Source organism: Streptomyces pseudogriseolus (assembly GCA_002154585.1).
GTDB lineage: Bacteria > Actinomycetota > Actinomycetes > Streptomycetales > Streptomycetaceae > Streptomyces > Streptomyces pseudogriseolus.
This window is the reverse complement of the sequence record MUNG01000004.1, coordinates 1-26,483: the sequence shown is the minus strand read 5'-3', so window position 1 is coordinate 26,483 and position 26,483 is coordinate 1. Positions and strand designations below refer to the sequence as shown.

At 72.6% G+C, this 26,483-nt stretch carries 18 protein-coding genes and 1 pseudogene; 5 read left to right on the top strand and 14 right to left on the bottom strand.

Going from position 1 to position 26,483, the window contains the following annotated elements; translation table 11 throughout:
- The 5 genes from CCN29_RS00610 to proB form a co-directional block, all read right to left on the bottom strand.
- Positions 1 to 966: SCO2583 family membrane protein (locus tag CCN29_RS00610; protein ID WP_086679479.1), on the bottom strand; the 966-nt coding region annotated here is incomplete at its 3' end.
- Between the two features lie 86 nt (positions 967 to 1,052).
- On the bottom strand, positions 1,053 to 1,610 hold the full coding sequence (locus CCN29_RS00605; RefSeq protein ID WP_442538193.1) for an SCO2584 family spore wall biosynthesis protein: 558 nt from the start codon (positions 1,608 to 1,610) through the stop codon (positions 1,053 to 1,055).
- Between the two features lie 122 nt (positions 1,611 to 1,732).
- Positions 1,733 to 3,019 carry a glutamate-5-semialdehyde dehydrogenase gene (locus CCN29_RS00600; protein ID WP_031018904.1) on the bottom strand — a complete coding sequence of 429 codons (1,287 nt, stop codon included), beginning with the start codon at positions 3,017 to 3,019 and terminating at the stop codon, positions 1,733 to 1,735.
- A 126-nt stretch (positions 3,020 to 3,145) separates the two neighbouring features.
- Positions 3,146 to 3,607 (bottom strand): DUF8830 family protein, encoded by a 462-nt coding sequence (locus tag CCN29_RS00595; protein ID WP_031018906.1) that lies wholly within the window; start codon positions 3,605 to 3,607, stop codon positions 3,146 to 3,148.
- A 141-nt stretch (positions 3,608 to 3,748) separates the two neighbouring features.
- On the bottom strand, positions 3,749 to 4,855 hold the full coding sequence (gene proB / locus CCN29_RS00590; protein WP_031018908.1) for a glutamate 5-kinase: 1,107 nt from the start codon (positions 4,853 to 4,855) through the stop codon (positions 3,749 to 3,751).
- A 301-nt stretch (positions 4,856 to 5,156) separates the two neighbouring features.
- Between proB and CCN29_RS00585 the strand changes: the two genes are divergently transcribed.
- Complete coding sequence (locus CCN29_RS00585) at positions 5,157 to 7,286, top strand: hypothetical protein (RefSeq protein ID WP_078882936.1); 2,130 nt, start codon at positions 5,157 to 5,159, stop codon at positions 7,284 to 7,286.
- A gap of 80 nt (positions 7,287 to 7,366) precedes the next feature.
- Here the strand turns inward: CCN29_RS00585 and CCN29_RS00580 are convergent, their stop codons facing one another.
- The gene (locus CCN29_RS00580) at positions 7,367 to 9,073 is read right to left on the bottom strand and encodes a stealth family protein (RefSeq protein WP_086679475.1); all 1,707 of its coding nucleotides are present in this window, start codon (positions 9,071 to 9,073) and stop codon (positions 7,367 to 7,369) included.
- On the bottom strand, positions 9,073 to 10,806 hold the full coding sequence (locus CCN29_RS00575) for a stealth family protein (RefSeq protein WP_503167714.1): 1,734 nt from the start codon (positions 10,804 to 10,806) through the stop codon (positions 9,073 to 9,075). Before CCN29_RS00575 ends, CCN29_RS00580 begins: the two co-directional genes overlap by 1 nt.
- Positions 10,807 to 11,201: 395 nt before the next feature.
- Between CCN29_RS00575 and CCN29_RS00570 the strand changes: the two genes are divergently transcribed.
- From CCN29_RS00570 to CCN29_RS00560, 3 genes are all read left to right on the top strand, one after another.
- Positions 11,202 to 12,194: a CDP-alcohol phosphatidyltransferase family protein gene (locus CCN29_RS00570; protein ID WP_228730981.1), complete on the top strand. Its 993-nt coding sequence runs from the start codon at positions 11,202 to 11,204 to the stop codon at positions 12,192 to 12,194.
- 62 nt (positions 12,195 to 12,256) lie between these two features.
- Positions 12,257 to 13,936, top strand: a complete 1,680-nt coding sequence (locus CCN29_RS00565; RefSeq protein ID WP_086679469.1) for a hypothetical protein — start codon at positions 12,257 to 12,259, stop codon at positions 13,934 to 13,936.
- A gap of 227 nt (positions 13,937 to 14,163) precedes the next feature.
- On the top strand, positions 14,164 to 16,341 hold the full coding sequence (locus CCN29_RS00560) for an acyltransferase family protein (RefSeq protein ID WP_086679467.1): 2,178 nt from the start codon (positions 14,164 to 14,166) through the stop codon (positions 16,339 to 16,341).
- Between the two features lie 81 nt (positions 16,342 to 16,422).
- Here the strand turns inward: CCN29_RS00560 and obgE are convergent, their stop codons facing one another.
- From obgE to CCN29_RS00525, 7 genes are all read right to left on the bottom strand, one after another.
- Positions 16,423 to 17,868 (bottom strand): GTPase ObgE, encoded by a 1,446-nt coding sequence (gene obgE / locus CCN29_RS00555; RefSeq protein ID WP_006132817.1) that lies wholly within the window; start codon positions 17,866 to 17,868, stop codon positions 16,423 to 16,425.
- Between the two features lie 103 nt (positions 17,869 to 17,971).
- Positions 17,972 to 18,226, bottom strand: a complete 255-nt coding sequence (gene rpmA, locus CCN29_RS00550) for a 50S ribosomal protein L27 (protein WP_006132816.1) — start codon at positions 18,224 to 18,226, stop codon at positions 17,972 to 17,974.
- Positions 18,227 to 18,240: 14 nt separating this feature from the next.
- Entirely contained in the window at positions 18,241 to 18,561 is a 321-nt protein-coding gene (gene rplU / locus CCN29_RS00545) for a 50S ribosomal protein L21 (protein ID WP_006132815.1), read from the bottom strand.
- A 214-nt stretch (positions 18,562 to 18,775) separates the two neighbouring features.
- Entirely contained in the window at positions 18,776 to 19,528 is a 753-nt protein-coding gene (locus CCN29_RS00540) for a phosphocholine cytidylyltransferase family protein (protein WP_086679465.1), read from the bottom strand.
- A gap of 81 nt (positions 19,529 to 19,609) precedes the next feature.
- The gene (locus CCN29_RS00535) at positions 19,610 to 23,749 is read right to left on the bottom strand and encodes an Rne/Rng family ribonuclease (protein ID WP_086679463.1); all 4,140 of its coding nucleotides are present in this window, start codon (positions 23,747 to 23,749) and stop codon (positions 19,610 to 19,612) included.
- Between the two features lie 261 nt (positions 23,750 to 24,010).
- Entirely contained in the window at positions 24,011 to 24,799 is a 789-nt protein-coding gene (locus CCN29_RS00530) for a TIGR03936 family radical SAM-associated protein (protein WP_006135407.1), read from the bottom strand.
- A gap of 209 nt (positions 24,800 to 25,008) precedes the next feature.
- Positions 25,009 to 25,983 carry a hypothetical protein gene (locus CCN29_RS00525; protein WP_086679462.1) on the bottom strand — a complete coding sequence of 325 codons (975 nt, stop codon included), beginning with the start codon at positions 25,981 to 25,983 and terminating at the stop codon, positions 25,009 to 25,011.
- A gap of 264 nt (positions 25,984 to 26,247) precedes the next feature.
- Between CCN29_RS00525 and CCN29_RS00520 the strand changes: the two are divergent.
- A pseudogene (locus tag CCN29_RS00520) lies at positions 26,248 to 26,483 on the top strand (hypothetical protein); the annotation flags it as partial.

The following is a 26,483-nucleotide window of genomic DNA, read 5'->3' as shown; positions in this document are numbered from 1 at the left end:
TGCCAGGAGGGGGTGCAGGTGGGGGGACGGGTCCTGGGTGCAGGACTGGGGGCCCGCCTGGACGCGGGAGACGACCAGCTCCGCCTGGCGCAGCCGCAGGTCCTCGCGGTCGAAGCGGAACCGCAGCTCGCGGCGCACCGTGAACAGTGACGCCTCCGCGTCCCGTCCCGCGCCGGCCGGGCGCAGCGCGTAGACGACGGTGTGGTCGGTGGTGACCTCCAGCGTCCCGGAGTCGGCCTCGGCGGCCTGGAGGGTGCCGCGGACCCGGATGTGCGGGTCCGCCAGCCGGACGCGGGCGGGGTCGAAGCGGACCAGCCATCCGGTGACCGCGTGCCGTCCGTCGGCGGCGGGCCGGTGCATGCTCTCGTCGAACTGTTCCTGCTGGCCGGAGTCCAGCAGCACCCGCACGGTGCGGGTCTCGCCGCCGGTGACCACGGCCGGGTCCAGTGCGGACCGTACGACGTAGTCCTGGGCGGTGAGCAGGGCGGTCACCACCTGGTCACCGGAGAAGTTCGCGGTGCGCCGGGTCGGCGGGAGGGGGACGCCCTCGGCGCCGGCGCGGAAGCCGGCGGCGGGGCTGTGCGCGTACAGGAGGCCGACGTCCCGGGCGCCGGGCACCGCGCCCGCGGGGGCGAGGGGCACGACGGTCATCCGTAACGGCTCCGCGGGCCGCGCGGCGACGGGGGTGCGGTAGGGGTGGCGTACGCCCATGTAGACGGCGGTGCCGAAGGCCACGGCGATCAGCAGGATCAGGACGAGCGCCTGCCGGGACAGTCCGCTGCGGCGGGCCGGCGGGAGGCGGCGCACGGCGGGCGTGTGGTCGGTGATGCGCTCCTGCGCGGAGAATTCCTGGAGCCGGGCAGCGCGCACGAAGGTCTCGTCGAAGACGACGGACCGGTACTCGTCGTCGCCGCCTCCGGGGGCTCCCTCGGGCGTCCCCTCGGGCGGGTCCGGAGGCTCTCCCATACCTTCAGGGTAGGTCCGGCGGGGTGCCGGTAAACGCCCGCCGGGGACCCAACTTCTGACAGGTTCTCACCAAGCCGCGGGCGGTCTCACGGGCCTGCGGTGGGCAGCACCGGGACGGTCGGCCGGGAGTAGTCGGCCGACGCGGAGGGCGCGGCGCCGGCGCCCTGGCCGACCCCGGTGGTGGCGGGCGGCGGGGCGGGGTCCTGGCGCTGGGCGGAGCCGCCCCGGTAGACCGCCGAGAAGGCGAGGGCGACCATGCCGATGCCCATCACGAGGGCGAGCATCCAGGCGACCGGCCGGTGCCAGCGCACCTGTCTGCCGTAGGGGAAGCCGTGGTCGGCCTCCAGGGCGTCGCCGTCCTCGTCGTCGGGGTCGTAGCCGCCGGCGCCGCGGTAGCCGCCGTAGCCGTCGTCGGGCCGCCGGGCACGGGCGCGGTGGGCCTCGGCCTCGGAGGCCTCGGCTCTGGCCTGCGCGGCGGCCAGGAGGCGCTCGACGGCGGTCGGCTCGTGTACCGCTGCCGCCTGCACGAAGGCCTCGTCGAAGACCACGGAGGCGAACTCTTCGTCCGACACCCCGCGGTCGTGGTCGTCGTCGTCGGGCTTCCAGCCGTCAGGGAACGGCGTGCCCCCCACGTCCTCCGGCACGCGTCCAGAGTAGACCTGGGGGGTCAATTTGGGCAGACGGTACGGAAATTCGTCCGCCCACCGGACACACCGCCCCGCGCAGAGCCCACGAGGGCCCCACGAGGGCCCTCCGGGCGCGCGGCTCAGCGCCGAATGTGTCCGTCGCCGGTGACGATGTACTTCGTGCTGGTCAGCTCGGGCAGGCCCATCGGGCCGCGGGCGTGCAGCTTCTGCGTGGAGATGCCGATCTCCGCGCCGAAGCCGAACTGGCCGCCGTCGGTGAACCGGGTGGAGGCGTTCACCGCGACCGTGGTGGAGTCCACCAGCTGGGTGAAGCGGCGGGCGGCCTGCTGCGAGGTGGTGACGATGGCCTCGGTGTGGCCGGAGGTCCACAGCCGGATGTGCTCGACCGCCCGGTCCAGGGAGTCGACCACGGCGGCGGCGATGTCGTACGAGAGGTACTCGGTCTCCCAGTCCTCCGTGGTGGCCTCCACGACGGTGGCGCGGGAGTCCTTGGCGTACGCCATCACGCGCTCGTCGGCGTGCACGGTGACCCCGGCGTCGGCGAGGGCGTCCAGCGCGCGGGGCAGGAACTCGGCGGCGATGTCCTGGTGCACCAGCAGCGTCTCGGCGGCGTTGCACACGCCGACCCGCTGCGCCTTGGAGTTGACCAGGATGTCGACGGCCATGTCGAGGTCGGCCCGGGCGTCGACGTAGACGTGGCAGTTGCCGGTGCCTGTCTCGATGACGGGGACGGTGGACTCCTGCACGACGGTGTTGATCAGCGAGGCGCCGCCGCGCGGGATCAGCACGTCGACCAGGCCGCGGGCGCGCATCAGCTCCCGCACGCTGTCCCGGCCCTCGCCGGGGACCATCTGGACGGCGTCGGCGGGCAGGCCCGCGCCGTGCACGGCGTCACGCAGCACGCGGACCAGCGCGGTGTTGGAGCGGTAGGCGGAGGAGGAGCCGCGCAGCAGGACCGCGTTGCCCGACTTCAGGCAGAGGGCGGCGGCGTCGACCGTCACGTTGGGCCGGCCCTCGTAGATGATCCCGACGACGCCGAGCGGCACCCGGACCTGGCGCAGGTCGATGCCGTTGGGCAGGGTCGAGCCGCGGACGACCTCACCGACCGGGTCGGGCAGCGCGGCCACGTCGCGCACGTCGGCGGCGATGGCGCGGACCCGCTCGGGGGTGAGGGTGAGCCGGTCGATCATGCCCTCGCTGGTGCCGGCCTCGCGGGCCCTGGCCACGTCCTGGGCGTTGGCCTCGACGATCTCGCTCGTGCGGACCTCCAGCGCGTCCGCGATGGCGAGCAGCGCGTCGTCCTTGGCGGCGCGCGGCAGCGGCGCGAGGGTGGCGGCGGCGCCCTTGGCGCGGTAGGCGGCCTGGCTGACCGGGGACATCGAGTCGAACGGCGAGAGCGTGGTCATGAGGGGAAGAGTAGTGCGCGCGGCGCGCCGCGGAGGCGTTCGTCCCACGACCCGAGACACGGACATTGGCCGTCAAAACGGGTGGGACCGGTGGGGCACCGGGCGCCACGAGCGGGAGAGCCGGCCTTACGGGAACGGGTGCACGCCGACCGGTGTGGCCGGCACCGGACCGTGCCCGGCGGCGACCCGGCTGCGATAGGTGGCCCGGTCGATGACCTCCAGGCCCACGATCTCCCACGGCGGCAGTCCCGCGGTCCGCCGGTGCTCGCCCCACAGGCGCAGCGCCACCGCGGCCGCGTCGTGCAGGTCGCGGGCCTCCTCCCAGTAGCGGATCTCCGCGTGGTCGTCGGCGTAGCGGCTGGTCAGCAGGAAGGGGTGGTCGTGCGCGAGCTGTTCCAGCGCCCGCCGGACCTCCGCGACCGGCGCGGGCTCACCGGAGACGCTGAGGGTGACGTGCCACAGGCGGGGCAGGTCCCCGGCCTCGCCGCCCCGGTGCCGGTCCCCGGCCGTGACGCTGGTCAGCGCCCGTTCCTCGCCCGCCGCCCGGGAGCCGCGGCCACCGCGAGACACCGTCGTCCCAGGGCGCACTCGTCTCACGACGGCCTCCTTCACACGCGGACCGCCCGGGTCCGGGCGGAATTTGTCCCTGCGACAAAGTTGAGCAGGCCGCCGCGGATCGCGGGGCGCTTTCGCGGAACGTCCACCACCGAGGGCCGACGTTTCGGGGCATTACGGATGCAGGACCACGAGATCGTCCCTGTGTACGACCTCGCGTTCGTACCCGGGGCCCAGTTCCCGCGCGAGTTCGCGGGTGGAGCGGCCCACCAGAAGGGGGATCTCCTTGGCGTCGAAGTTGACCAGCCCGCGCGCCACCGCGCGTCCCTCCCGGTCCCGCAGCTCCACCGGGTCGCCCGCGTTGAACTCGCCCTCGACGCCCGCGATGCCGGCCGGGAGCAGCGACTTGCGCCCTTCCACGACCGCGCGCACCGCGCCGTCGTCCAGGGTGAGCGAGCCCTGCGGGGTGGAGGCGTGCTGGAGCCACAGCAGCCGGTCGGCGGAGCGGCGCCCGGTGGGGTGGAAGTAGGTGCCGGTGTCGCCGCCGCCGAGCGCCTCTGCCGCGTGGACCGCGCTGGTCAGCACCACCTGGATGCCCGCGGCGGCGGCGATCCGGGCGGCCTCCACCTTGGTGACCATGCCGCCGGTGCCGACGCCCGCCTTGCCGGCGCTGCCGATCTCCACGTGCGCGAGGTCCTCGGGGCCCCTGACCTCCGCTATCCGCGAGGTGCCGGGGCGGGACGGGTCGCCGTCGTAGACGCCGTCCACGTCGGACAGCAGCACCAGCAGGTCGGCGCGGACCAGGTGGGCGACGAGGGCGGCGAGCCGGTCGTTGTCGCCGAAGCGGATCTCGTCGGTGGCGACGGTGTCGTTCTCGTTGACGATCGGGAACGCGCCCATCGCGAGCAGCTTGTCCAGGGTGCGGGAGGCGTTGCGGTGGTGGGCGCGGCGGCTCATGTCGTCGCTGGTCAGCAGCACCTGGCCGACGCGGACGCCGTAGCGGGCGAAGGAGGCGGTGTAGCGGGCGACGAGCAGTCCCTGGCCGACGCTGGCGGCGGCCTGCTGACGGGCCAGGTCACGGGGGCGGCGGCGCAGCCCCAGCGGGGCGAGCCCGGCGGCGATGGCGCCGGAGGAGACGAGGACGATCTCCCGCTCGCCCCCGCTCCTGGTCTTGGCCAGGACGTCCACGAGCGCGTCCACGCGGTCGGCGTCCAGTCCGCCCGCCGCGGTGGTCAGCGACGAGGAGCCGACCTTGACGACGATCCTGCGCGCCTCGCCCACGGACTGCCGTGCCCCTGCCACCTTGCCGTCGCTCCCTCTCGTCGCTCACGTCGATCACGTCGATCACGTCGATCTTTCGCCCGGCAGGCAATCTACGCGAAGCGGATCGAAGGACGCTCGGCATTTCAGCCTCCGGACACCGCCGCCGCCCTGCGGTCCGTCGTACTCCGTCCGTGCGACCCGGCATGTGGACACCTGTGCGACAACACCTGGCCTGCGGCGGCGCGACACGCGCGTGTCGTCCGGAGGCCGACGGCCGTTAACCCCAGCGCACGTCCCTCACGACCCTGGAGTGACCGCAGTGCCCCTACCCACGTCCCGTCGGCGGTTCGGGGCCGGAATCCGCCGGCCCCGCCTTCCGCTGCTCCGCCCGCCCGGCCGCCCCGCGCTCGCCACGCTCCTCACGGCGTCCGTCCTGGCCGGCGCCTACGCGGTGCAGGCCGTGGCGGCGCTCGCCCCGCACGTGCCGCTGCTGCTGGCCGCCACCGCCCTCTCGCTGGCCGTCGAGGGCGTGCTGTACCGCTGGCAGCGGGGGGTGCCGGCGCTGTTCGCCAAGGCGCACGCGGACGTCACCGTCCGGCATGTGCTGCGCGACCTGCTGCTGGTGGTGGGCCTGCTGCGGCTCGGCGAGCAACACCGCGAGACGCAGTACGCGCCGCTGCTCGCCGGTCTGCTGCTGTGCTACGCCCTGCACTGCGCCATCCAGGCGGTGTCCGTGCTGGTGCGCCGCACCCGCACGCTGCCCGTGGTGACCCGCAACATCGACGCGTCCGCGCTGCGCCTGTCCCCCGCCCCGCCCGCGCTGCTGCGCCGCCCCGGCCACCGGCTGCTGGTGTTCGGGCTGCCCGCCACGGCCGGGCTGACCGCGACCGCGGTGACGCAGGACCCGCGGTGCGCGGCGGCCGGGATCGCACTGTCGCTGGCGCTCGCGCTGGGCGGTCTGGCCGCGCTGTCGCTGCGGCTGCTGCCGGGCCGGCGGCCGGCCGGCGAGCAGGAGGCGCTCGCCTGGTTCGACGCCTGGCTGGCCGAGTACCGGCCGACGGTGGGGCTGTACTTCTCCGGCGGGCCCTCCTCCGTCTACCAGGCGGGGATGTGGCTGGAGCCGCTGGCCAGGCTGGACGGCCGGCCGCTGATCGTGCTGCGCGAGCGGTTCATGGTGTCGCGGATCCCGGCGACCGACATCCCGATCGTGTGCCTGCCGAAGGTGCCGACGCTGATGCGGCTCGAGCACTCCACGCTCCAGGTGCTCATCCACCCCTCCAACTCCGGCAAGACCTCGCAGGTGCTGCGCATCCCCACGATCAAGCACGCCTTCGTCAACCACGGCGAGAGCGACAAGCTGTCCTCCTGCAACCCCTACGCGAAGGCGTACGACGAGGTCTGGGTCGCGGGCCCGGCGGCGCGCGAGCGGTACGCGCTGGCGGAGGTCGGGGTCGAGGACAAGGACGTGGTGGAGATCGGCCGCCCGCAGCTGGACGCGGTACGGCCGTACGCGGGCCCGCCGGCGGGCGCGTACACCACCGTGCTGTACGCGCCGACCTGGGAGGGCTGGGACGGCGACCCGGGCAACACCTCGGTGATCGCGGCCGGTGAGAACCTGGTGCGGGCGTTGCTCGCGGACCCGGGGGTGCGGCTGCTGTACAAGCCGCACCCGCTGACCGGCTCGGTGGACCCACGGGCGGGTGCCGCGGACCGCCGCATCCGGGAGCTGATCCGCGAGGCCAACCGGGCCCGTTCCGGTGCGCGCCCCGCGCGGTCGAAGGAGCTGGCCGCCCGCACCGCCGAGCTGGCCCGCCTGACCGCCGCGGAGTTCCGGGAGGGCGCCGACCAGGCGGAGCGGATGCTCGTCCAGTCCGTTCCCCCGCCGGGCCGCGCGGAGGCGGTGGCGCGGGCCGCACGGGCCTGGGAGGAGGCGTACTGGGCGTCGCTGCCGGAGGGGGAGCACCAGGTCGTCGTGGACGCGCGCCCCTCGCTGTACTCCTGCTTCGACGTGGCCGACCTGCTGATCAGCGACGTCTCCAGCGTGATCAGCGACTTCCTGGCCAGCGGCAAGCCGTACGCGGTGGCCAACACGGGCGCCCTGTCCGAGGCGGAGTTCCGCGCGGCCTTCCCGACGGTGGCGGCGGCGGTGATCCTGACGCCGGACGCGGCCGGGGTGCCGGCCCTGCTGGAGACGGTCCGCCACCCGGAGAAGGACGAACTGGCCGGTGCGCGGGCCGCGTTGAAGGCCCGGCTGCTCGGCCCGGCGGAGCCCGCGTCGCAGGAGCGGTTCGCGGCGGCGGTGCGGGCGCTGGGCGCGGCGGCGCTGGAGCACCGGCTGCGGGCGCCGGGCCGCCGTCCGGCGGAGCTGCCGGGGCAGCGGCGCGAGCCCGTGCCGCACCCCGTGTCCCCGGCCGCCGGGCCCCGGTCCGGGACGCCGACGCGGGCGTGACCGTCCGGACCTGACGACGCCCGGGCCTCGACGAGGGCCCGGGCGTGGCGTCCGGCGGGGTGGCGTGCGGCCGGGGTGGATCAGCGGCGCTCGAAGGAGCTCGGGTAGGGGAAGTACCACTCCAGGAAGTCGTGCACGTAGGCGCGCACGTACTTCCGCCGCTCGGGGGCGGTGTCCACGTCGTTCAGGCAGAAGAAGTCGTAGCCGCGGCGCGCCTTGAGGGACTCGACCCGCTCCTCCAGATGGGGCTTGCCGACGTCGACGTAGCGGTAGGTGAACTTCGCGGGGACGGCGCGGCCGGTGAGCAGCGCCAGATGGTGGTGGAAGGAGGTGGCCGGCGCCACGTCCTCGATCGACCGGAACCGGGACCGCATGGTCCGCTCGATCGCGTCGGGGTAGTCCCGCTCCAGGTCGTTCAGCACGTCCCGGCGCTGGGGGTGCGGGGTGTGCAGGAACTTGTGGGTGATGGACACCCCGTAGGTCTCCTCCAGCAGCCGGCGCACGTTACGCCCGGCCGAGTTGGGGGCGGAGGCCTGCGGGTGCGGGGCGCCGACGCCGATCTGGTACGAGGAGAAGGGCAGCCGGGCGATGCCGTTGGCGTGGAAGAAGTGCTGCGGGGTGACGCTGCGGCCGACGAACACGTCGTCGTTGAAGTACAGGTAGTGGTCCGAGAGCCCCGGGATGTGGTGCAGCCGCGTCTCGATGGCGTGCGAGTTGAACACCGGCAGGACGCCCTCGGGGAAGATGTCCTTGTGGTCCACGACCGTGATGCCGGGCGCGTCCGCGTCCAGCCACTCCGGCTTCTGGCCGTCGGTGACGATGTAGATGTGCCGGATGAAGTCGGCGTACATCTCCAGTGAGCGCAGCGAGTACTTCAGCTCGTCGTGGCTCGTGTAACGGGACTCGCCGACCTCGCGGGCCGCGATGCCGGCGTCCCCGTCGCCCCGGTACTTCTGGCGCTTGGCGCGCAGTTCGGGGTCCTGGCCGTCGACCCAGGTGTAGACGACGTCGATGGGAAACGTCACGTCCTCCACCGTGGTCACGGTGAACGGCGCGAACGTGGGGTGCTCCCGCCCGCCGACGGTCACCTCGGCGGGCGTCTGCTCCGCGGTCGGCAGCACGTCGGAGACGCGGTTGCGGCGCGGCGCCACGAGGGAGTCGGCCAGTACGGCCGCCGACGCCTGCGGCGACACGCGCGCCAGCTCCGCCTCCGCCTGCGGACCCGCCAGCACCTCCGCGCCGTCCCGCCAGAACTCCACGTCACAGCCCAGCTGCGGACCGCCCAGCAACTGACCGGCGGGACCCAGACGCACCACGCCGAAACGCATCACCGGAGCCGACGACAGCGACTTCGGCCACACCTCGTCCGCGAACAGCGAGAAGTCCGACACACCACCCGGCCGGGGACGCGCAGCGAACACGACCGTCCCCGCGTACAGATCCCGCATCGACCGCAGGAACGCCGCACGGTCCGACTCCCGCACACCCAGCGCCCACGCCGTACGCGACACACCCGGCACCACGAAGTACGGGATCTCCGCGCGCTCCAGCGCGTCCGCGACCAGGCTCAGATTGTCCGCCGCCGTACCGGCCGCCGTGAACCCGTCGACCACCCGGCCCCACAGCGGCACACCGTCGAAGGACACCTGGCGCACACCCGCGTCGGACCCCAGCAGCCCCTGCCGCTGCCGGGCGAGGCGTGCCGCCGACGCGCGGTCGCGCACCTTGCGGCCGACGCCGAGTCCCCTGCGCGCCAGCCGGCGGACGCGCCGCGAGGCGGGTGCCATCAACGCTTCCCGGAAGCGGTGCTTTCAGGTGCCTTCTCGAAGGAGCTCGGGAAGGGGAAGTACTCCTCCAGGAAGGAGAACATGCGGGCCGTGACCTCTTCGCGCTGCTCCGGCGGCACGTCGACGTCGTTGAGGCAGAAGAAGTCGTAGTTGCGCTTGGCGCGGATGCCCTCGAGGCGGCGGTCCGCGTCGTCCCGGCTGATGTTGACGTACCGGAAGCGGAACTTGCCGGGGACGCCCTTGCCGGTGATGTACGCGTGGTTGTAGTGCATCGACGCGGTCATGGCGATGTCGTCGGGCGACCGGAAGCGCGAGCGCATGGTCTGGCCGACCTCCTCGGGGAACATCTCCTCGAGCTCCTGGAGCACCGACCGCACCTGCGGCAGGGGGGTGTGCATGAAGTTGTGCGTGATGAAGCGGTCGTGGGCCTTCATCAGTAGCTGGCGCACGTTCTTGCCGGCCGAGTTGGTCGCGGTCTCGCCGCCGTGCGGCTGGCCGACGCCGACCTTGAGCGGCGAGAACGGGATGCGGGCGATGCCGTTGGCGTAGAAGAAGTGCTGCGGGGTGACGCTGCGGCCGACGAACACGTCGTCGTTGAAGTACAGGTAGTGGTCCGAGAGCCCCGGGATGTGGTGCAGCCGCGTCTCGATGGCGTGCGAGTTGAACACCGGCAGGACGCCCTCGGGGAAGATGTCCTTGTGGTCCACGACCGTGATGCCGGGCGCGTCCGCGTCCAGCCACTCCGGCTTCTGGCCGTCGGTGACGATGTAGATGTGCCGGATGAAGTCGGCATACATCTCCAGTGAGCGCAGCGAGTACTTCAGCTCGTCGTGGCTGGTGTAACGGGACTCGTTGGTCTCCTTGTCGAGGATCGCCGGGACGCCCTCGCTCTTGTACTTCTGCCGCTTGGCGCGCAGCTCGGGGTCCTCGCCGTCGACCCAGGTGTAGACGACGTCGATGGGGAACGTCACGTCCTCCACCGTGGTCACGGTGAACGGCGCGAACGTCGGGTAGTCGCGGCCCTGGACCGTGATCTTCGCGGACTTCTGCTCGCCGGTGGGCATGACGTCCGATATCCGGTTGCGCCGGGGGGCGACCAGGGCGTCGGCGAGCACGTCCGCGGAAGCCTGCGGCGACACGCGCGCCAGCTCCGCCTCCGCCTGCGGACCCGCCAGCACCTCCGCGCCGTCCCGCCAGAACTCCACGTCACAGCCCAGCTGCGGACCGCCCAGCAACTGACCGGCGGGACCCAGACGCACCACGCCGAAACGCATCACCGGAGCCGACGACAGCGACTTCGGCCACACCTCGTCCGCGAACAGCGAGAAGTCCGACACACCACCCGGCCGGGGACGCGCAGCGAACACCACCGTCCCCGCGTACAGATCCCGCATCGACCGCAGGAACGCCGCACGGTCCGACTCCCGCACACCCAGCGCCCACGCCGTACGCGACACACCCGGCACCACGAAGTACGGGATCTCCGCGCGCTCCAGCGCGTCCGCGACCAGGCTCAGATTGTCCGCCGCCGTACCGGCCGCCGTGAACCCGTCGACCACCCGGCCCCACAGCGGCTCGCCGTCGAAGGACACCTGGCGCACACCCGCGTCGGAGCGCGACAGGCCCTGCCGCTGCCGCGCGACCCGCAACAACCACGCCCGGCGCTTCTGCGCCTGCATCGCGCTCTTGGTGCGCGACTTCAGACTGCTTCCGATGCGGGTACGCACACTCACTTCAATCCCAAACCTTTCGGCGAGTCCCGACGTGGCCTACATGATGGAGGTGTCAAGGCGACCAGCGGCAACGAGCGCTGCACCCCCATACGGCGCCACACGCGGAGCGCTCGGGGCTCCTCCAGGGTCAAGCCGCAGGGGGGAAGTTTACAGCAACGCTGTCACATTCCTGTTCGATGACATGCGCCGCCACGACGGGCGGAGTTCACACCTTCGTCGCCTGCGTTTGCCATCGTCAATTCCGGGCCTTACATCTCCCGTATGGGTATTCTTCGGACTTATCCGTCCCTCTTGAGATTCCGACCGTTCCCGGTCGCCGGGAGATCATATTCGTGACGTAGCACACACTCACGTTTGAGAGCAGAGTGTTCGGGCGAGCATGCAGACTTACGGTCATGCGTGTACCTCCACTCCCCGAAGTCCGCCGCCTCACGGAGAAACAGCGAGACGCCTGGTGGACCGTTCTCCTGGTCGATCCCGTCGCCACCCCGCTCGTCCGCTGGACCGCCATGTGGACACGGGTGACCCCGAACCAGATCACCTGGGCCGCCCTGGTCCTCGGGATCGGGGCAGCGGCCTGCTTCGCCCAGGGTGACTGGCAGTGGCTGGTGGCCGGAGCCGTCGTCTATCACGTCAGCTTCATCCTGGACTGCATGGACGGAAAGCTCGCCCGTCTGACGGGGAAGGGCTCGGCGTTCGGCGCCTGGCTCGACTACATCTTCGACCGCGTCCGCGTGCTGATCTGCGCCGTCGCCCTGATGGGCGGGCAGTACCAGCGCACGGAGGACGTCACCTACATATGGCTCGCCCTGGCCGTGGTGTTCCTCGACATGCTCCGCTACATGGACGCGCTGGAGATATGGAAGGTCCGCCTGAACATGCGGCGGCGCCAGCGTGAGCGCGCCGAGGAGCTGGGCCTGATCGACGCGTCCCAGGACAACGGCTCGGACGACGACCCCGAGAACGACGACACGCCGGTGAAGGGCGCCCCCCGGGTTCCCGCCCAGCCGACGGGCAGCGAGGTCTCCGCGGCCGCCTCCGCCGAGCCGGCCCCCGCGCACGTGGTGCCCCCGGCCAAGACGTTCATCACGCGCCTGCCCGGGTACGTGCCGCTGCGCGACTTCCTGGTCAGCCACCGGATCCGCATCCATCTGTTCAGCGGCATCGAGTTCCAGATGACGATCTTCATCATCGCGCCGCTGCTGAACTCGATCTTCTGGCCGACGGTCGCCGCGGGCGCTCTGCTGCTCGCCTTCGAGGTGCTCGTCGTCTACCGCCTCCTGCTGGCCACCCGCGCCTTCCAGCGCACGATGGCCCGGTACGACCGTATGGAGGCCGAGATGCGGTCCGAGACGGCCGGTCCGTCGGAGCGGGCCACGCTGGTCTGAGCGGACAAGACCGCCCGGCGAAAGGACGAGCACGGACCCCCGGCAGAGAGTGTGCTGATCCGATGAACGAGACGCTTCCGGCACTGTCCCCGAACTACGCGACGCTCCGGCGTCACGTCTTCACCGAGGCCACCGAGGTGCACGGGAAGTGGCCTGTCGAGTTCCAGTTCCGCCCGGCCCGCGGGGACCACCGCAATCTGCTCGTGGTCTTCTCGTCCGTGGGGAGCAGATACGGATTCGGCAACGCCCTCGACAGCGTCCAGTGCCACATCCTGCGGATCCGCGACCACTTCGACGGCGGTGCGTCGTACTACGTCGCCCGGGACATGGACTTCTCGGTGTCGGAGTCCGTCCAGTCGCTCATCTCGAGTTTCATGGAGCGACTGGGCGTGTCCCGGGACGGGGTGACCCTGCTGGGCGCGTCGAAGGGCGGCAGCGCCGCCCTCTACTACGGCATCAGACACGACTACAAGAACATCGTCGCGTCGACTCCCCAGTACTTCCTGGGCAGCTACTCGCACGGTCACGGGCAGCTCGGCGACGCGGTTCTCGGCGAGGGCCAGCCGGCCGAGAACGTCGAGATCATGGATTCCGTGATGAGGGATCTCCTCGAGAAGGACACGGAATTCGACCGGAACATCTACGTGATCTCCTCTCCGGGTGATGACCAGTACGAGCAGGAGGTGAAGCATTTCCTGCCCGCGCTGCGGTCGTACGAGAACTTCAACTTCCTGTTCGTGGACTCCCCGACCGTGCGGCGCCACGACGAGGTCGTCCGCCAGGCCATGCCCTCGATCCTGAGCATCGTCTACGCGCTCACCGAGGGCGTGGCCCCGCGCTGGGGCGACGTCCGGATCGGCCCGGGGCCCGAGGACGAGGAGAAGGCGGCCGAGCACCTCGACCGGCTCCGGCGCTCCGACACCGCGCTCGCGGTCCTCACCCGGGCCGTCGCGGCCGACGGGCGGCTCCGGCTCGCCGGACACGCCTTCCTCCCCGGCGTCTCCCGCGAGGGCGCGAAGGACGAGGTGAAGCGGCTCGTCCTGGAGCGGCGCGGCCGGAGCTGGACGTTCCCGCTGACGTCCGCCAAGGAGATACGGCTGTACCGCGAGTACTTCGACGAGTACGTCTGCGCGTACGAACAGGGCGGGTTCGCCACCCCCGACGACCTGGACCTCACCGCGCTGCCCCGGGGCACGTACGAGGCCTCCGTGATCGTGTCGAGCCCCGACGAGGGGATCGAGCGGCGCACCCGCCTGATCGCCTCCCGGCCGGTCGACGCCCGCCAGGCCCTCGGCGACTGCGAACTGCTCGTCCGGGGCGGCGGGAACGGCGTCAAGGTGACCAAGCGGCGCATCCTGGGCGACGACACGGACGGCGTGCGCTTCTCCCTGGAGAAGTCCTGGCAGCGGGACCGCACGGTGCACTCCGAGGGCGTCTTCTTCCTCCCCGGCAGGAACGCCGACAAGAAGGGCCACGCCCACTACTACCTGGTCCTCCAGGGCCGGCGCGGCTGCTTCTCCTTTCCCCTGGAGGCGCGGAAGAACACCGCGGCCGTGCACGCGCACCGGCGCCGCGGGGACATCGGCGCCTACCCCTTCGGCTACTTCACCACGCCCGGTGACGAGGGGGTCGACGTGTCCGCGCTTCCGGCCGGCCGGTACCGGATGTACGTCTCGATGAGCACGGGCGGCGCCCTGTTCACCAGGAAAGCCGGCCGTGTCACCCTCCGCACGGTGCGCTGACCGGGCGGAAGACCGGGCTCGGGCAACTGTTACGGGTGTTGCCGAGTCACTTGTTACGACAATGCGACAGAAGATGTGACGGAGCACGGTCCGGGCGGAGATACGCTCGAGCGTCCGACTCCGCGTCGATCACCGGCGCCGGCGGGTCCCGGCGGCGCTCGGCCCCGGACCGTGTCGCAGACTTCTCATGTCTCGCAGACGCTCCACGAACAAGGAGAATCCCCAACGTGTCCGCCCGCGATCTCGCGTCCCCACCGCGGCCGTCAGCAGATGGTGCCCCGTCCGTCCCCCGCACGCGGGGCGACTCCCCCGCACCGCCGTCCGGCGACAGGCCCGCCCCCGCGGCGGGCGGCGCCGGCCTGAGGCTCGACATCCAGGGACTGCGCGCGGTCGCGGTCACGCTGGTGGTGGTCGCCCACGCGGGTGTGTCGTCGCTGGCCGGCGGCTTCGTCGGCGTGGACGTCTTCTTCGTCATCTCCGGCTTCCTCATCACCTCGCTGATGCTCCGCGAATGGAAGCGTGAGGGCCGGATCTCGCTGGGCCGCTTCTACGCCCGCCGGGCCATGCGCCTGCTGCCCGCCTCCACGCTGGTCGTCATGGCCACGCTGGCCGGGTCGTGGCTGTTCCTGGGCCCGCTGCGATTCGCCGAGTACGCCAAGGACGCCATCGCCTCCGCCTGGTACGTCGTCAACTTCCGGCTGGCCGACACGGGTACCGACTACTTCAACACGGACGTGCCGCCGTCGCCGTTCCAGCACTTCTGGTCGCTGGCGGTGGAGGAGCAGTTCTACCTGATCTGGCCCGTCCTGCTGATCGTGGCGCTGAAGATCTTCCGGCGCCGCGCCCTGCTGGCGATCCCGCTGCTGGCCCTGGCCGCCGCGTCCTTCGCCGTCAACCTGCACCTCACCGAGACCTCCCCGTCCTGGGCCTACTTCGGCTCGCAGGGCCGCATCTGGGAGCTGGCGGTCGGCGCCCTGCTGGCGCTGGTCGCGCACCGGCTGAACGACATCCCGCGCCCGGTCGCCGCGGCCCTGAGCTGGGCGGGCCTCGCCGCCATCGCCTACGCGGCGGTCGCCTTCGACGACCACACCGTCTTCCCCGGCCACAACGCCGTGGTCCCCGTGCTGGGCGCGGCCGCCGTGCTGGCCGGCGGCGCGGCGGGCGGCCGGTACGGCGCGGGCCTGGTGCTGTCGCTGCGGCCCGCCGTGTGGGTCGGCGGCGTCTCGTACGCCTGGTACCTGTGGCACTGGCCGCTGATCGTCATCGTGCCGGCGGCCGCCGGGTTCGGCGAGCACGAGGGCCCGCTGCGGCTGATCGCCGCCCTGGGCGGTCTGGTGCTGGCCTGGCTGACGCTGAAGTTCGTCGAGGACCCGATGCGGTTCCACCGGGCGTTCAAGGCGCACGCGGCCCGTGGCCTGTCGCTGGGTCTTGGTCTGTCGGCGGTCGCGGCGGTGGCCGCGCTGGTCGCCGCGCAGTTCCCGCCGAGCCTGTCGTCGGGCGGGGCGCAGCAGAACACCAAGGAGGCGATCGCGCAGGCGCCCGACCCGCAGGCCGCGCTGACCCGGCTGCTGGAGAACCCGGCGGACAAGATGCCGTCCAACCTCTCGCCGAGCGTGCACGACGTGGCGTACAAGCGGACGGCGGTCTACAACGACGACTGCGCGCTCACCATGTCGGACGAGAAGCAGACGCAGCCGTGCCTGTACGGCGACAAGAACGGCGACCGCAGCGTGGTGCTGTTCGGCGACTCGCACGTCGCCCAGTGGTTCCCGGCGTTCGACGCGATCGCCCGCAAGCACCACTGGAAGCTGTACTCGTTCACCAAGAACGCCTGCAAGGTCTCCCAGATCACCATCGCCTACAACAACGGCCCGTACTCGTCCTGCGACGACTGGCGTGAGGTGACCATCGACAAGATCAAGGAGATGGAGCCCGAGCTGGTCGTCACCTCCAGCTCCAACTCGGCGAAGCTGTGGGGCGAGGGCGACACCGCCACCGAGTGGGGCAAGGGGCAGGCCGAGACCTACCGGATCCTCCAGCGGGGCCGCACCCGGGTGCTCACGCTGCTGGACAACCCCTGGCCGAAGAACAACACCGTGGACTGCGCGGTCGCCCACCCGGACGACCTGTCCGCATGCGCCAACACGCTGTCCGAGTCCGACAAGCAGCCCTCGGTGACCAAGGCGATCCGCGAGGCGGCGGCCGCCGAGGACGTGACGGTCATCGACCCGTCCCCCTGGATCTGCGCGCCCTCCGGCAACTGTCCGGTCGTGGTGGGCAACACGCTGGTGTACCGGGACTACGGCCACCTGGCCGACGCCTACGTCGAGGCGCTGACCCCAGTGCTGGAGGAGCGGCTGCTGCGGCTCTTCGGGGCGGACCTGAGCCGGACGCCCGGCAACTGAGCATGAATAAGGGCCCGTTCCGCTGGGAACGGGCCCTTCTTCATGTGCGCGGGACTTCGTGCGCGCGGGGGGCGCGCCGCGTCAGAACGGCTCGAAGCCGTCGAACTCCTGCTCCGCCTCGTCGCGCTGGGCGTCGCGGTCGCGGCGCCGCTGGGCGGCCGGGCGGGGCGCCTCGAAGCGGTGGTCCTCGCCGCGGCGGCCGAGCATCTCCGCGCCGGCGCTGACGGACGGCTCCCAGTCGAAGACCACGGCGTTGTCCTCGGGGCCGATGGCGACGGCGTCGCCGGAGCGGGCGCCCGTCTTCATCAGCTTCTCCTCGACGCCGAGGCGGTTGAGCCGGTCGGCGAGGTAGCCGACGGCCTCGTCGTTGTTGAAGTCGGTCTGCCGCACCCAGCGCTCGGGCTTCTCGCCGCGCACCCGGAACACCAGCTCGCCGCCGGCCTCCTCGCGGGTGACGGTGAAGCCGGTGTCGTCGACCGCCTTGGGACGGATGACGATGCGGGTCGCCTCCTCCTTCGGCCTGGCCGCGCGCGCCGTGGCCACCAGGTCGGCGAGCGCGAAGGACAGCTCGCGCAGGCCGGTGTGGGCCACGGCGGACACCTCGAAGACGCGGTAGCCGCGCTCCTCCAGGTCCGGGCGGACCATGTCGGCGAGGTCCTTGCCGTCGGGCACGTCGATCTTGTTGAGGACGACGAGCCGCGGCCGGTTGTCCAGGCCGCCGTACTGGCGCAGCTCCTCCTCGATGACGTCGAGGTCGGAGACGGGGTCGCGGTCGGACTCCAGGGTGGCGGTGTCCAGCACGTGCACCAGGACGCTGCACCGCTCGACGTGGCGCAGGAACTCCAGGCCCAGTCCCTTGCCCTGGCTGGCGCCGGGGATCAGGCCGGGGACGTCGGCGATGGTGTAGACGGTCGAACCGGCCGTGACCACGCCGAGGTTGGGCACCAGCGTGGTGAAGGGGTAGTCGGCGATCTTCGGCTTGGCCGCGCTGAGCACGGAGATCAGCGACGACTTGCCGGCGCTGGGGTAGCCCACGAGGGCCACGTCGGCGACGGTCTTGAGCTCCAGGACGACGTCGCGCAGGTCGCCCGGCTCGCCGAGCAGCGCGAAGCCGGGGGCCTTGCGCCGCGCCGAGGCGAGGGCGGCGTTGCCGAGGCCGCCGCGGCCGCCCTGGGCGGCGACGTAGGAGGTGCCGTGGCCGACGAGGTCGGCGAGGACGTTGCCCGCCTTGTCGAGCACCACGGTGCCGTCCGGCACGGGCAGGACGAGGTCCTGCCCGTCCTTGCCGGAGCGGTTGCCGCCCTCGCCGGGCTTGCCGTTGGTGGCCTTGCGGTGCGGCGAGTGGTGGTAGTCGAGCAGGGTGGTCACGGACTGGTCGACGGTGAGGATCACATCGCCGCCGCGTCCGCCGTTGCCCCCGTCGGGGCCGCCGAGCGGCTTGAACTTCTCGCGATGGACGGAGGCACAGCCGTGACCTCCGTTACCCGCGGCGACATGCAGCTCGACGCGGTCCACGAAGGTGGTCATGGAAAGTGCCTCCAGTTACTACGGGGTTGTCTCTTGGGTAACACGCGAAAGGCGGACCCGCTTCCCGTCGGGGAAGTGAGGTCCGCCTCGCGAAAGTGTCCGGTCAGGCGACCGGGACGATGTTCACGACCTTGCGGCCACGGCTGGTGCCGAACTGCACCGAACCGGCCTGCAGCGCGAACAGCGTGTCGTCGCCGCCGCGGCCGACGCCGGCGCCCGGGTGGAAGTGGGTGCCGCGCTGGCGGACCAGGATCTCGCCCGCGTTGACGACCTGACCGCCGAAGCGCTTCACGCCGAGGCGCTGAGCGTTGGAGTCACGACCGTTGCGGGTGGACGATGCGCCCTTCTTGTGTGCCATCTCTCCTCAGTCCCTTACTTCGCAGCCGCGGGGATCTCAGTGACCTTGATCGCCGTGTACTGCTGGCGGTGGCCCTGACGACGGCGGTAGCCGGTCTTGTTCTTGTAGCGCAGAATGTCGATCTTCTGGCCCTTGTGGTGGTCCACGACCTCGGCCTGGACCTTGATCCCGGCCAGCACCCACGGGTCGCTGGTCACGGAGTCGCCGTCGACGACGAGCAGGGTCGAGAGCTCGACCGTGTCGCCGACCTTGGCGGTGGAAATCTTGTCAACCTCGACGATGTCGCCGACAGCAACCTTGTGCTGGCGACCACCGCTGCGCACGATGGCGTACACGCGGATCTCACTCTCACTCGAAGAACGGCACCCCCGCAGGCCAGTCGCCCACGCACATACGCGGGCGACCTCTCCCGGTCGCGGCCCGCGCGGGTCCGTATCCGGGAGGAAAAAGGTTTACGGGGATGTGGCGGTCCCGATGGACACGCCGACGGTCAAGGTTACGGGGCCGGAGCCACGGGGGTCAAACCGGACCCCCGCGGGCCCGCGCCGCTCAGTGACCGGCGACGATCTCCCGTCCGCGGGCGAGGTCGTCGTGGTTGTCGATCTCGACCCACCGGACGTCGCCGATCGGCGCCACGTCGATCCGGAAGCCCCGGTTCACCAGCTCCTGGTAGCCGTCCTCGTAGTACAGCTGCGGGTCCCGCTCGAACGTCGCCCTCAGCGCGTCCGCCAGCTCCACGGCCGCGTCGCCCTCGATCAGCGTCACGCCGATGTACTCGCCGGTCGCCTCCGCCGGATCCATCAGCTTCGTGATCCGCGTCATCCCCTTCGCCGGGTCGACGACGACCTTCATCTCCTCGTCGGCGAGCTTCTTCACCGTGTCCAGCGCCAGGATGATCTTCCTGCCGTCACCGCGCGCGTCCAGCAGCGTCCGCTCGACCGACACCGGGTGCACCGTGTCGCCGTTGGCGAGGATCACCCCGTCCTTCAGGGCGTCCCGCGCGCACCACAGCGAGTAGGCGTTGTTCCACTCCTCCGCCTTGTCGTTGTCGATGAGCGTGAGCTTCAGCCCGTACGTGGCCTCCAGCGCCTCCTTGCGCGCGTACACGGCCTCCTTGCGGTAGCCGACCACGACACCCACCTCGGTCAGCCCGATCTCCGCGAAGTTGCCGAGCGTCAGGTCCAGGACCGTCGCGGCGTCCGGGTCGCCCTCCGCGCCCACCGGCACCAGGGCCTTGGGCAGCGTGTCGGTGTACGGGCGAAGACGCCGGCCGGCGCCGGCCGCGAGCACGAGGCCTATCATCGCGGTCGTTCTCCTCACGGGACATGAAAAAGCGTGTGGCCCTGCCCCGCGAGGGACAGGACCACACAGCGTAGACGCAGGTCAGCTCTCGTCGGCCGCCGCCGTGACGGAGGACGGCGCCTGCTGCTCGGCGGCCGCCGTCTTCTTCGTCGTGGCCTTCTTCGCCGTCGACTTCTTGGCCGCGGTCTTCTTCGCCGCCGTCGTCGTCTTCTTGGCGGCGGTCTTCTTGGCCGTCGTCGTCTTCTTCGTGGCGGCCTTCTTCGCGGTGGCCTTCTTGGCCGTCTTGCGGGCGGCCTTCTTGGCCGGAGCGGCCTCCTCGGCGCCCTCGGCCGGCTCCGCCGCCTCGACGGCCTCGGTCTCGGCGGGCTTCTGCTCGTCCGCCGGGGCGGACGGCAGGACCACGACGGCCGTGTCCTCGGACGCGGTCGAGGTGCTCGGCTTGCGCACCGCGCGACGCCGCGGACGCGCCGGGGCCTGCGCCTCGGGCGCGGGCTCCGGGGCGGCCTCCCCGGCCGGGGTCTCCTCGGCCTTCGGCGCCTCCTCCGTCTTCGCGGGCTCGGCGACCGTCACCACCGCGGCCTCGGCGCCCGCCGGGGAACCGGCCGGCGCGGACACCTTGCGGGTGGCCCGGCGCCGGGTACGGCCCTGCGGAGCGGTCTCCTCGGCGGCCTGCGGCACCACGACGTCCTCGGCGGCGGCCGGCTCGGCCAGCGCCTCCGCGGCCGTCTCGGGCTGCACGGGACGCTCCGCCTCCTCGGCGGCCGTCACGTCCTGCGCCGTGGGAACGGCCGGCGTCTCCTCGACGACGGGCGCTTCCTCGGCACGCTCCTCGGCCTGCCTGCGGCCGCCCCGGGCGCTCTCCCGCCCCGGGGAGCCCGCGGGCGCGGACGCCCGACGGCTCGCCCGGCGGCGCGTACGGCCACGGGAGGCCGCGGCCTCCGCCTCGGCGGCGCTGCTGTACAGCTCCTCGTCCGGGGTGAACTCGGGCGCCGGCAGCGCGGCCGGCTCGGCCACCTCGGCGGCGACCTCGGCCGGCGTCTCCGCCTCGGCCTCGGCCTCCTGCTCGGGCGTCTCCGCCACGGCGGTCTCGTGCTCGTGCGGCTGGTCCGCCGCGCCGGCCCGGGCCCGCTTGCGGCGCTTGCCGCCGCCGGCGGAGGACGGCTGGTCGAGGTGGACGATGACACCGCGGCCGTTGCAGTGGACGCAGGTCTCGGAGAACGACTCCAGCAGGCCCTGGCCGACCCGCTTGCGGGTCATCTGGACCAGGCCCAGCGAGGTCACCTCGGCGACCTGGTGCTTGGTGCGGTCCCGGCCCAGGCACTCCAGCAGGCGGCGCAGCACCAGGTCCCGGTTGGACTCCAGCACCATGTCGATGAAGTCGATGACGATGATGCCGCCGAGGTCGCGCAGCCGCAGCTGGCGCACGATCTCCTCGGCCGCCTCCAGGTTGTTCCTGGTGACCGTCTCCTCGAGGTTGCCGCCCTGACCGGTGAACTTGCCGGTGTTGACGTCGATGACGACCATCGCCTCGGTCCGGTCGATCACCAGCGAACCGCCGCTGGGCAGCCAGACCTTGCGGTCCAGCGCCTTGGCGAGCTGCTCGTCGATCCGGTACGTGGCGAAGACGTCGACCTCGCTGGTCCAGCGGGACAGCCGCTCGGCCAGGTCGGGCGCGACGTGGGAGACGTACCCGTGGATGGTCTCCCATGCCTCGTCACCGCTGACGACGACCTTGGTGAAGTCCTCGTTGAAGATGTCCCGGACGACGCGGACGGTCATGTCCGGCTCGCCGTACAGCAGCGTCGGCGCGGTGCCGCCGTTCTTGGACTTCTTCTTGATCTCCTCCCACTGCGCCTGGAGCCGCTCGACGTCGCGGCGCAGCTCGTCCTCGCTCGCGCCCTCGGCGGCGGTGCGCACGATGACGCCCGCGTCCTCGGGGACGATCTTCTTGAGGATGGTCTTCAGCCGGGCCCGCTCGGTGTCGGGCAGCTTGCGGCTGATGCCGGTCATCGAGCCCTCGGGCACGTACACGAGGTAGCGGCCCGGGAGGGAGACCTGGCTGGTGAGGCGGGCGCCCTTGTGGCCGATCGGGTCCTTGGTGACCTGGACCAGCACCGGCTGCCCGGACTTCAGCGCGGACTCGATGCGGCGCGGCCCGCCGGACATGCCGAGCGCCTCGAAGTTGACCTCGCCGGCGTAGAGCACGGCGTTGCGGCCCTTACCGATGTCGATGAAGGCGGCCTCCATCGACGGCAGCACGTTCTGCACCTTGCCCAGGTACACGTTGCCGACGTACGAGGTGGCCTGCTCCTTGTTGACGTAGTGCTCGACGAGCACGCCGTCCTCGAGGACGCCGATCTGCGTGCGGTCGCCGTGCTGGCGGACCACCATGACGCGCTCGACGGCCTCGCGGCGGGCCAGGAACTCGGCCTCGGTGATGATCGGGACGCGGCGGCGGCCCTGCTCGCGGCCCTCGCGGCGGCGCTGCTTCTTGGCCTCCAGGCGGGTGGAGCCCTTGATGGACTGCACCTCGTCGGACGGCTCCGACTTCGGACGCGGCTCACGGACCTTGACGACGGTGCGCTCGGGGTCGTCGGCGGACGGCTCGGGCTCCCCGCCGCTGTCCCCGGCGCGGCGACGACGGCGACGGCGGCGACGGCTGCTGCTGGAGCCGCCGTTGTCCTCGCGCTCCTCGCGCTCACGCTCGTCGGCGTCCTCGTCGGACTGCTCGGCGCTGTCCTCGCCGTCCTGGCCGGACTGCTCGGCGGTGTCCTCGCCGTCCTGCTGCTCGGCGCCGTCGGCGTCCGCGGACTCGCCGCGGCGGCGGCGACGGCCGCCACGGCGACGGCGGCGGCGCGAACCGGACGCCTCGTGGTCGTCGGTGTCGTCGTGGTCGTCGCCCTCGTCGGTGTCGTCGGCGCCGTCCGTCCGGTCCTCGGCCTGCTCCGCGGTGTCCTCGGCGTCGGCCTCGGGGGTCTCCTCGACGGCGGCCGGGGCGGTGGCCTCGGGCTCGTCGGAGACGCCCTTGCGGCGCCGACGGCGGCGGGAGGCGGCCGGCTGCTCCTCCGGGAGCTCCTCGGTCTCCTCCTCCGGCTCCACGGCCTCGGTGAGCCCGGCGGCGGCCTCGGCGGCGGCCCGCTCGGGGGTCTGGAAGCGGGGCTCGGTGAACACCGGCGGCTGGAACACGGCGACGGCGGGACGCGCGGGACGGCGCGGGGCGCCCTCCTTGTCCTCGTCCCCGGCGGTGCGGGCGGGGCGCGCGGGCTCGGCGAACCCGGCGGCGGCCTTGCGGACGGCGCGCCGGCGACGGCGCGGGCCGGCCTCCTCGGCGGGGGCCTCGGGGGTCTGCGCGGCGGGCGTCTCGTCCTGCGTGTCGTTCTCCGTCACCGGGGCCTCCTCGGCGGTCGGGGCGGCCTGCTCGGTCCCGGCCGTCACCTCGGCGGCGGGTGCGCCGGCGGGCGCGGACGCGCGCCGCGAGGCACGGCGACGGGTGCGGCGCGGGGCGGCATCGTCCTCCGCGGTGCCGGCGGCGGGCTCGGCGGTCGCCTCGGCGGCGGGAGCGGGCTCCTCGGCCGCGGGCTCCTCCGCCGCCGGCTCGGCGGGCGTCTCGGCCGCCGGGGCGGTCACGCTGCGCGTCGCACGGCGCCGGGTACGGCGCGGAGCGGCGTCCTCCGTCGCGTCGGCGGCCGGCTCGGCCTGGGTCTCGGGGGTTTCGGGCGTCCGGGCGGTCTCGTCGGCGGCCGGGGTCTCGGCGGCCGGCGCCGGGGCGGTCACGCTGCGCGTGGCGCGACGCCGGGTACGGCGCGGAGCGGCGTCCTCCGTGGAGTCAGCGGCCGGCGTCTCGGCGACCGGCTCGGACGCCGGGGCGGCCGGCTCGGACGCGGTCTGCGCCGCCGGTACGACGGTCTCGGCGGCCTCCGCGGACGCCGGCGCCCCGGCGGGCGCGGCCGCGCGGCGGACCGCACGGCGACGCCGGGGCGCGGGGGCCTCGGTCTCCTGCGGGGTGTCGGCCGTGCCCTCGGCAGGCCCGGACGTCTCCGCCGCCGGGGCGGGCGTCTCCGTGGCCGGTATGGCCGGCGTGACGGTCTCCGCCGTGCTGCCCTCGGCAGCGGCGGGCGGGCCCGCCGGGCGGGACGCGGCCCTGCGTCGCCTGCGCGGCGGCAGGGTGTCGCTGGGGGTGTTCGGTTCGGAGCCCTCGATGGGCTCGGTCGGTTCGAGCATGCGGGCGTTTCTCCCGTCAGGCTCCCGGGCGCCGCGCCTGGTCCGGCGATGCCGGTGACGTCCGCGGCCCGCGCGGTGCGCGGTGGCCGCCGTCCGGGGCGCGGGCGCCGCTCGGAAGCTCTCTGTGTCCTGTCTCGCCGGTTCCGTACGCCGAATGCGTACGGCCTGGCGAAAGTCTTCTGGTCGGTGCGCTGCCCGACCCAGGTGGCTCCCGAGTTCGAGGGCGGCGCTTACGACGTCCGTCCCTACGCGGGACCTTCCTTACGCCGGCGCCGTCGCGGCGGCAGTGGCGGCGGCCGTGTGCGGCTCGGTCGCTGCTGCCTCGCGGTCGGGCGCGAGCGGGTCGGTCACCGTGCCGGTCTCTTCATCGAACAGCCCCTGCGCCAGCCTGGTCACCGCTACGGGGACCGGCGGCGCCAGGTCGGCCACGGCGCGGAGACCGGACAGGACGTCGTCGGGTCGTACGGCAGGCGTCACGTGCCGAACAACCAGCCGCAGTATCGCACAGGGCCGGTCGGTCGGCCTATCAGCCGGCGAGGAGTCCGTCCCGGCCGCGTCCTCGACGGTTTCGAGGGCGACGACCGCGGAGCGGGCATCGAAGGTACGGATGCCGTTCTTCATGCGGCGCTGGACCTCGACGGTCCCGGCCGCCTCGAAGGCGTCCACCGCGCGGCGGGCGTCCTCGGGGGCGACACCGTCCAGCCGCAGCTCCCACACGGAGGCCGTGAGCCGGTCGGCGAGCCCGGAGGTGCGGGCCTCGACGGCCTCGACGATGTCGAGCCCGGCGGGCATCGACTCGTCCAGCAGGGCCCTCAGCCGCTCGGGGTCCCGCGGCTCGGTGAGCGCGATCTCCAGGTACTCGGCCTCGCTGCCGGTGCCGGTGGGTGCGGCATTGGCGTACGACACCTTCGGGTGCGGCGTGAAACCGGCCGAGTACGCCATGGGCACCTCGGCGCGGCGCAGCGCGCGCTCGAAGGCACGCTGGAAGTCACGGTGGCTGGTGAACCGGAGGCGGCCGCGCTTGGTGTAGCGCAGTCGGATGCGCTGCACCGCGGGTGCGGGCGGCGGGCCTTCGGGCTGTCGCTTGCCCAGTGGATCTTCTCCTTGTCGCAAGGGGGCGCCGTGAGACGCCTTCCCCTCCAGGGTACGGCCGTACGGGGACGACCCCGGCGGCCCGTCGGGCACCAGGGCCGTGTCCCTGTTCAGGGTACGTGCACGCGGGGACGGCGGTTCCCGGGCGGCCTTGCCGCACGCCCGGGTCACCGTCCGGCGGGACGCTTCTCCCGCGTACCGATACCCGCCGGGCCCGCGGGCATGCCGAGGGCGCGGCGGACGTCCCGGCGGACCTGGCGCGCGGTCACGCGCACGGAACGCAGCGCGTCGCGTGTGACGCGCCCCACACTCCGGGCGGCCTCGGCGACGGGCCTGAGCACCGCGTCACGCACGGCATGACCGACGGGGGTGAGCACCGTCCGGTACACCCAGCGGGCGGGCTCCACGAGCGTCCACCGGAAGAAGACGGCCAGGGCCCGGCCCACGGCGAGCGAGATGTACCCGGCGATCCGCCAGGCGTGCCCGAACGCGGCCCCGACCTCCCGCGCGACGACCGCGAGCGCCCTGCCGACCGGGGCCAGCAGCCGGCGCCACACGGCGTACACCGGCAGCACCACCAGGACGCGGACCGTCCAGTACAGGGCCGTGCCGATTCCGGTGACGAGCAGCGAGCCCAGCCACGCCAGCCCCCTGCCGCACCACAGCAGCGCGTGCCCGACGGGCGTGAGCACCCACCGGTACAGCCACACCGCGGGCACGACGAACAGCCCGCGCCCCAGCGGTGTCAGCACGCGCGCGCAGAACCACACCGCCGCATGGCCGAGCGGCGTCAGCACCCACCGGTACAGCGCCGCGGCCGGGACGACGACCAGCACCGTGCCCAGCCACCGCAACGCCACCCCGAGCGGCACCAACACCCAGCGCCACAGCGGCACGAGCACCCAGCGCCACAGCGCCACGAACGGCCACACCAGCACCGCGCGCCCCACCCACAGCAGCGCACGCCCCACCGGACGGAACACCCGGTCCCCGAGGAACCGCCCCGCGACCACCAGCGCGTCCCACACCATCCGCACCGGCACCACCAGCACGAGCACCACGATGCGCACCGGCATGCGAAGCGCGACGGCGAGGCGCCCCTCACCGCCCGGCTCCTCCCGCGGCCCCTTCTCCAGATCCATACCGGCAAGGACGCACGGGACGCCCCCGCGGATGCGAACAACCCCTTCCGGGTTCTTCATATGTTGAAAGGCCCATCGAAAAACGGAAATTCGGAGCCTTTGACAAACCAATTGTCCCCACGGCCGTTCACTCATTCGCCGCGCATCCAAGTGAAAGTGCCGCCGTTAGTCGCTGTATGAAGGCAAGCAGGTCAGGTCCGCCCCAACTGCACTGCACACGACGGATGTTGAGTGCTCCCGCCGGCCCTATGAATCAATTCTGACATGAATGATGAACGCTACGACCCGCTCTGGCACAACGCCGACGCGACGGACCCGTACTACGAAACGGGAACCGGCCGGCACCGGGCCGGAGCCGTCTACGCGGAGCCCGTCGACCCCGCCGTGCCGCCCTGGGACCCCGCCGAGGAACTGGCCTACCTCCTCCAGGAGGCCCGCGCCGAGGAGTACGCCGCCCCCACGGTGCCGCCACCGCGCGAGGAGTACGCCCCCACGGTCCC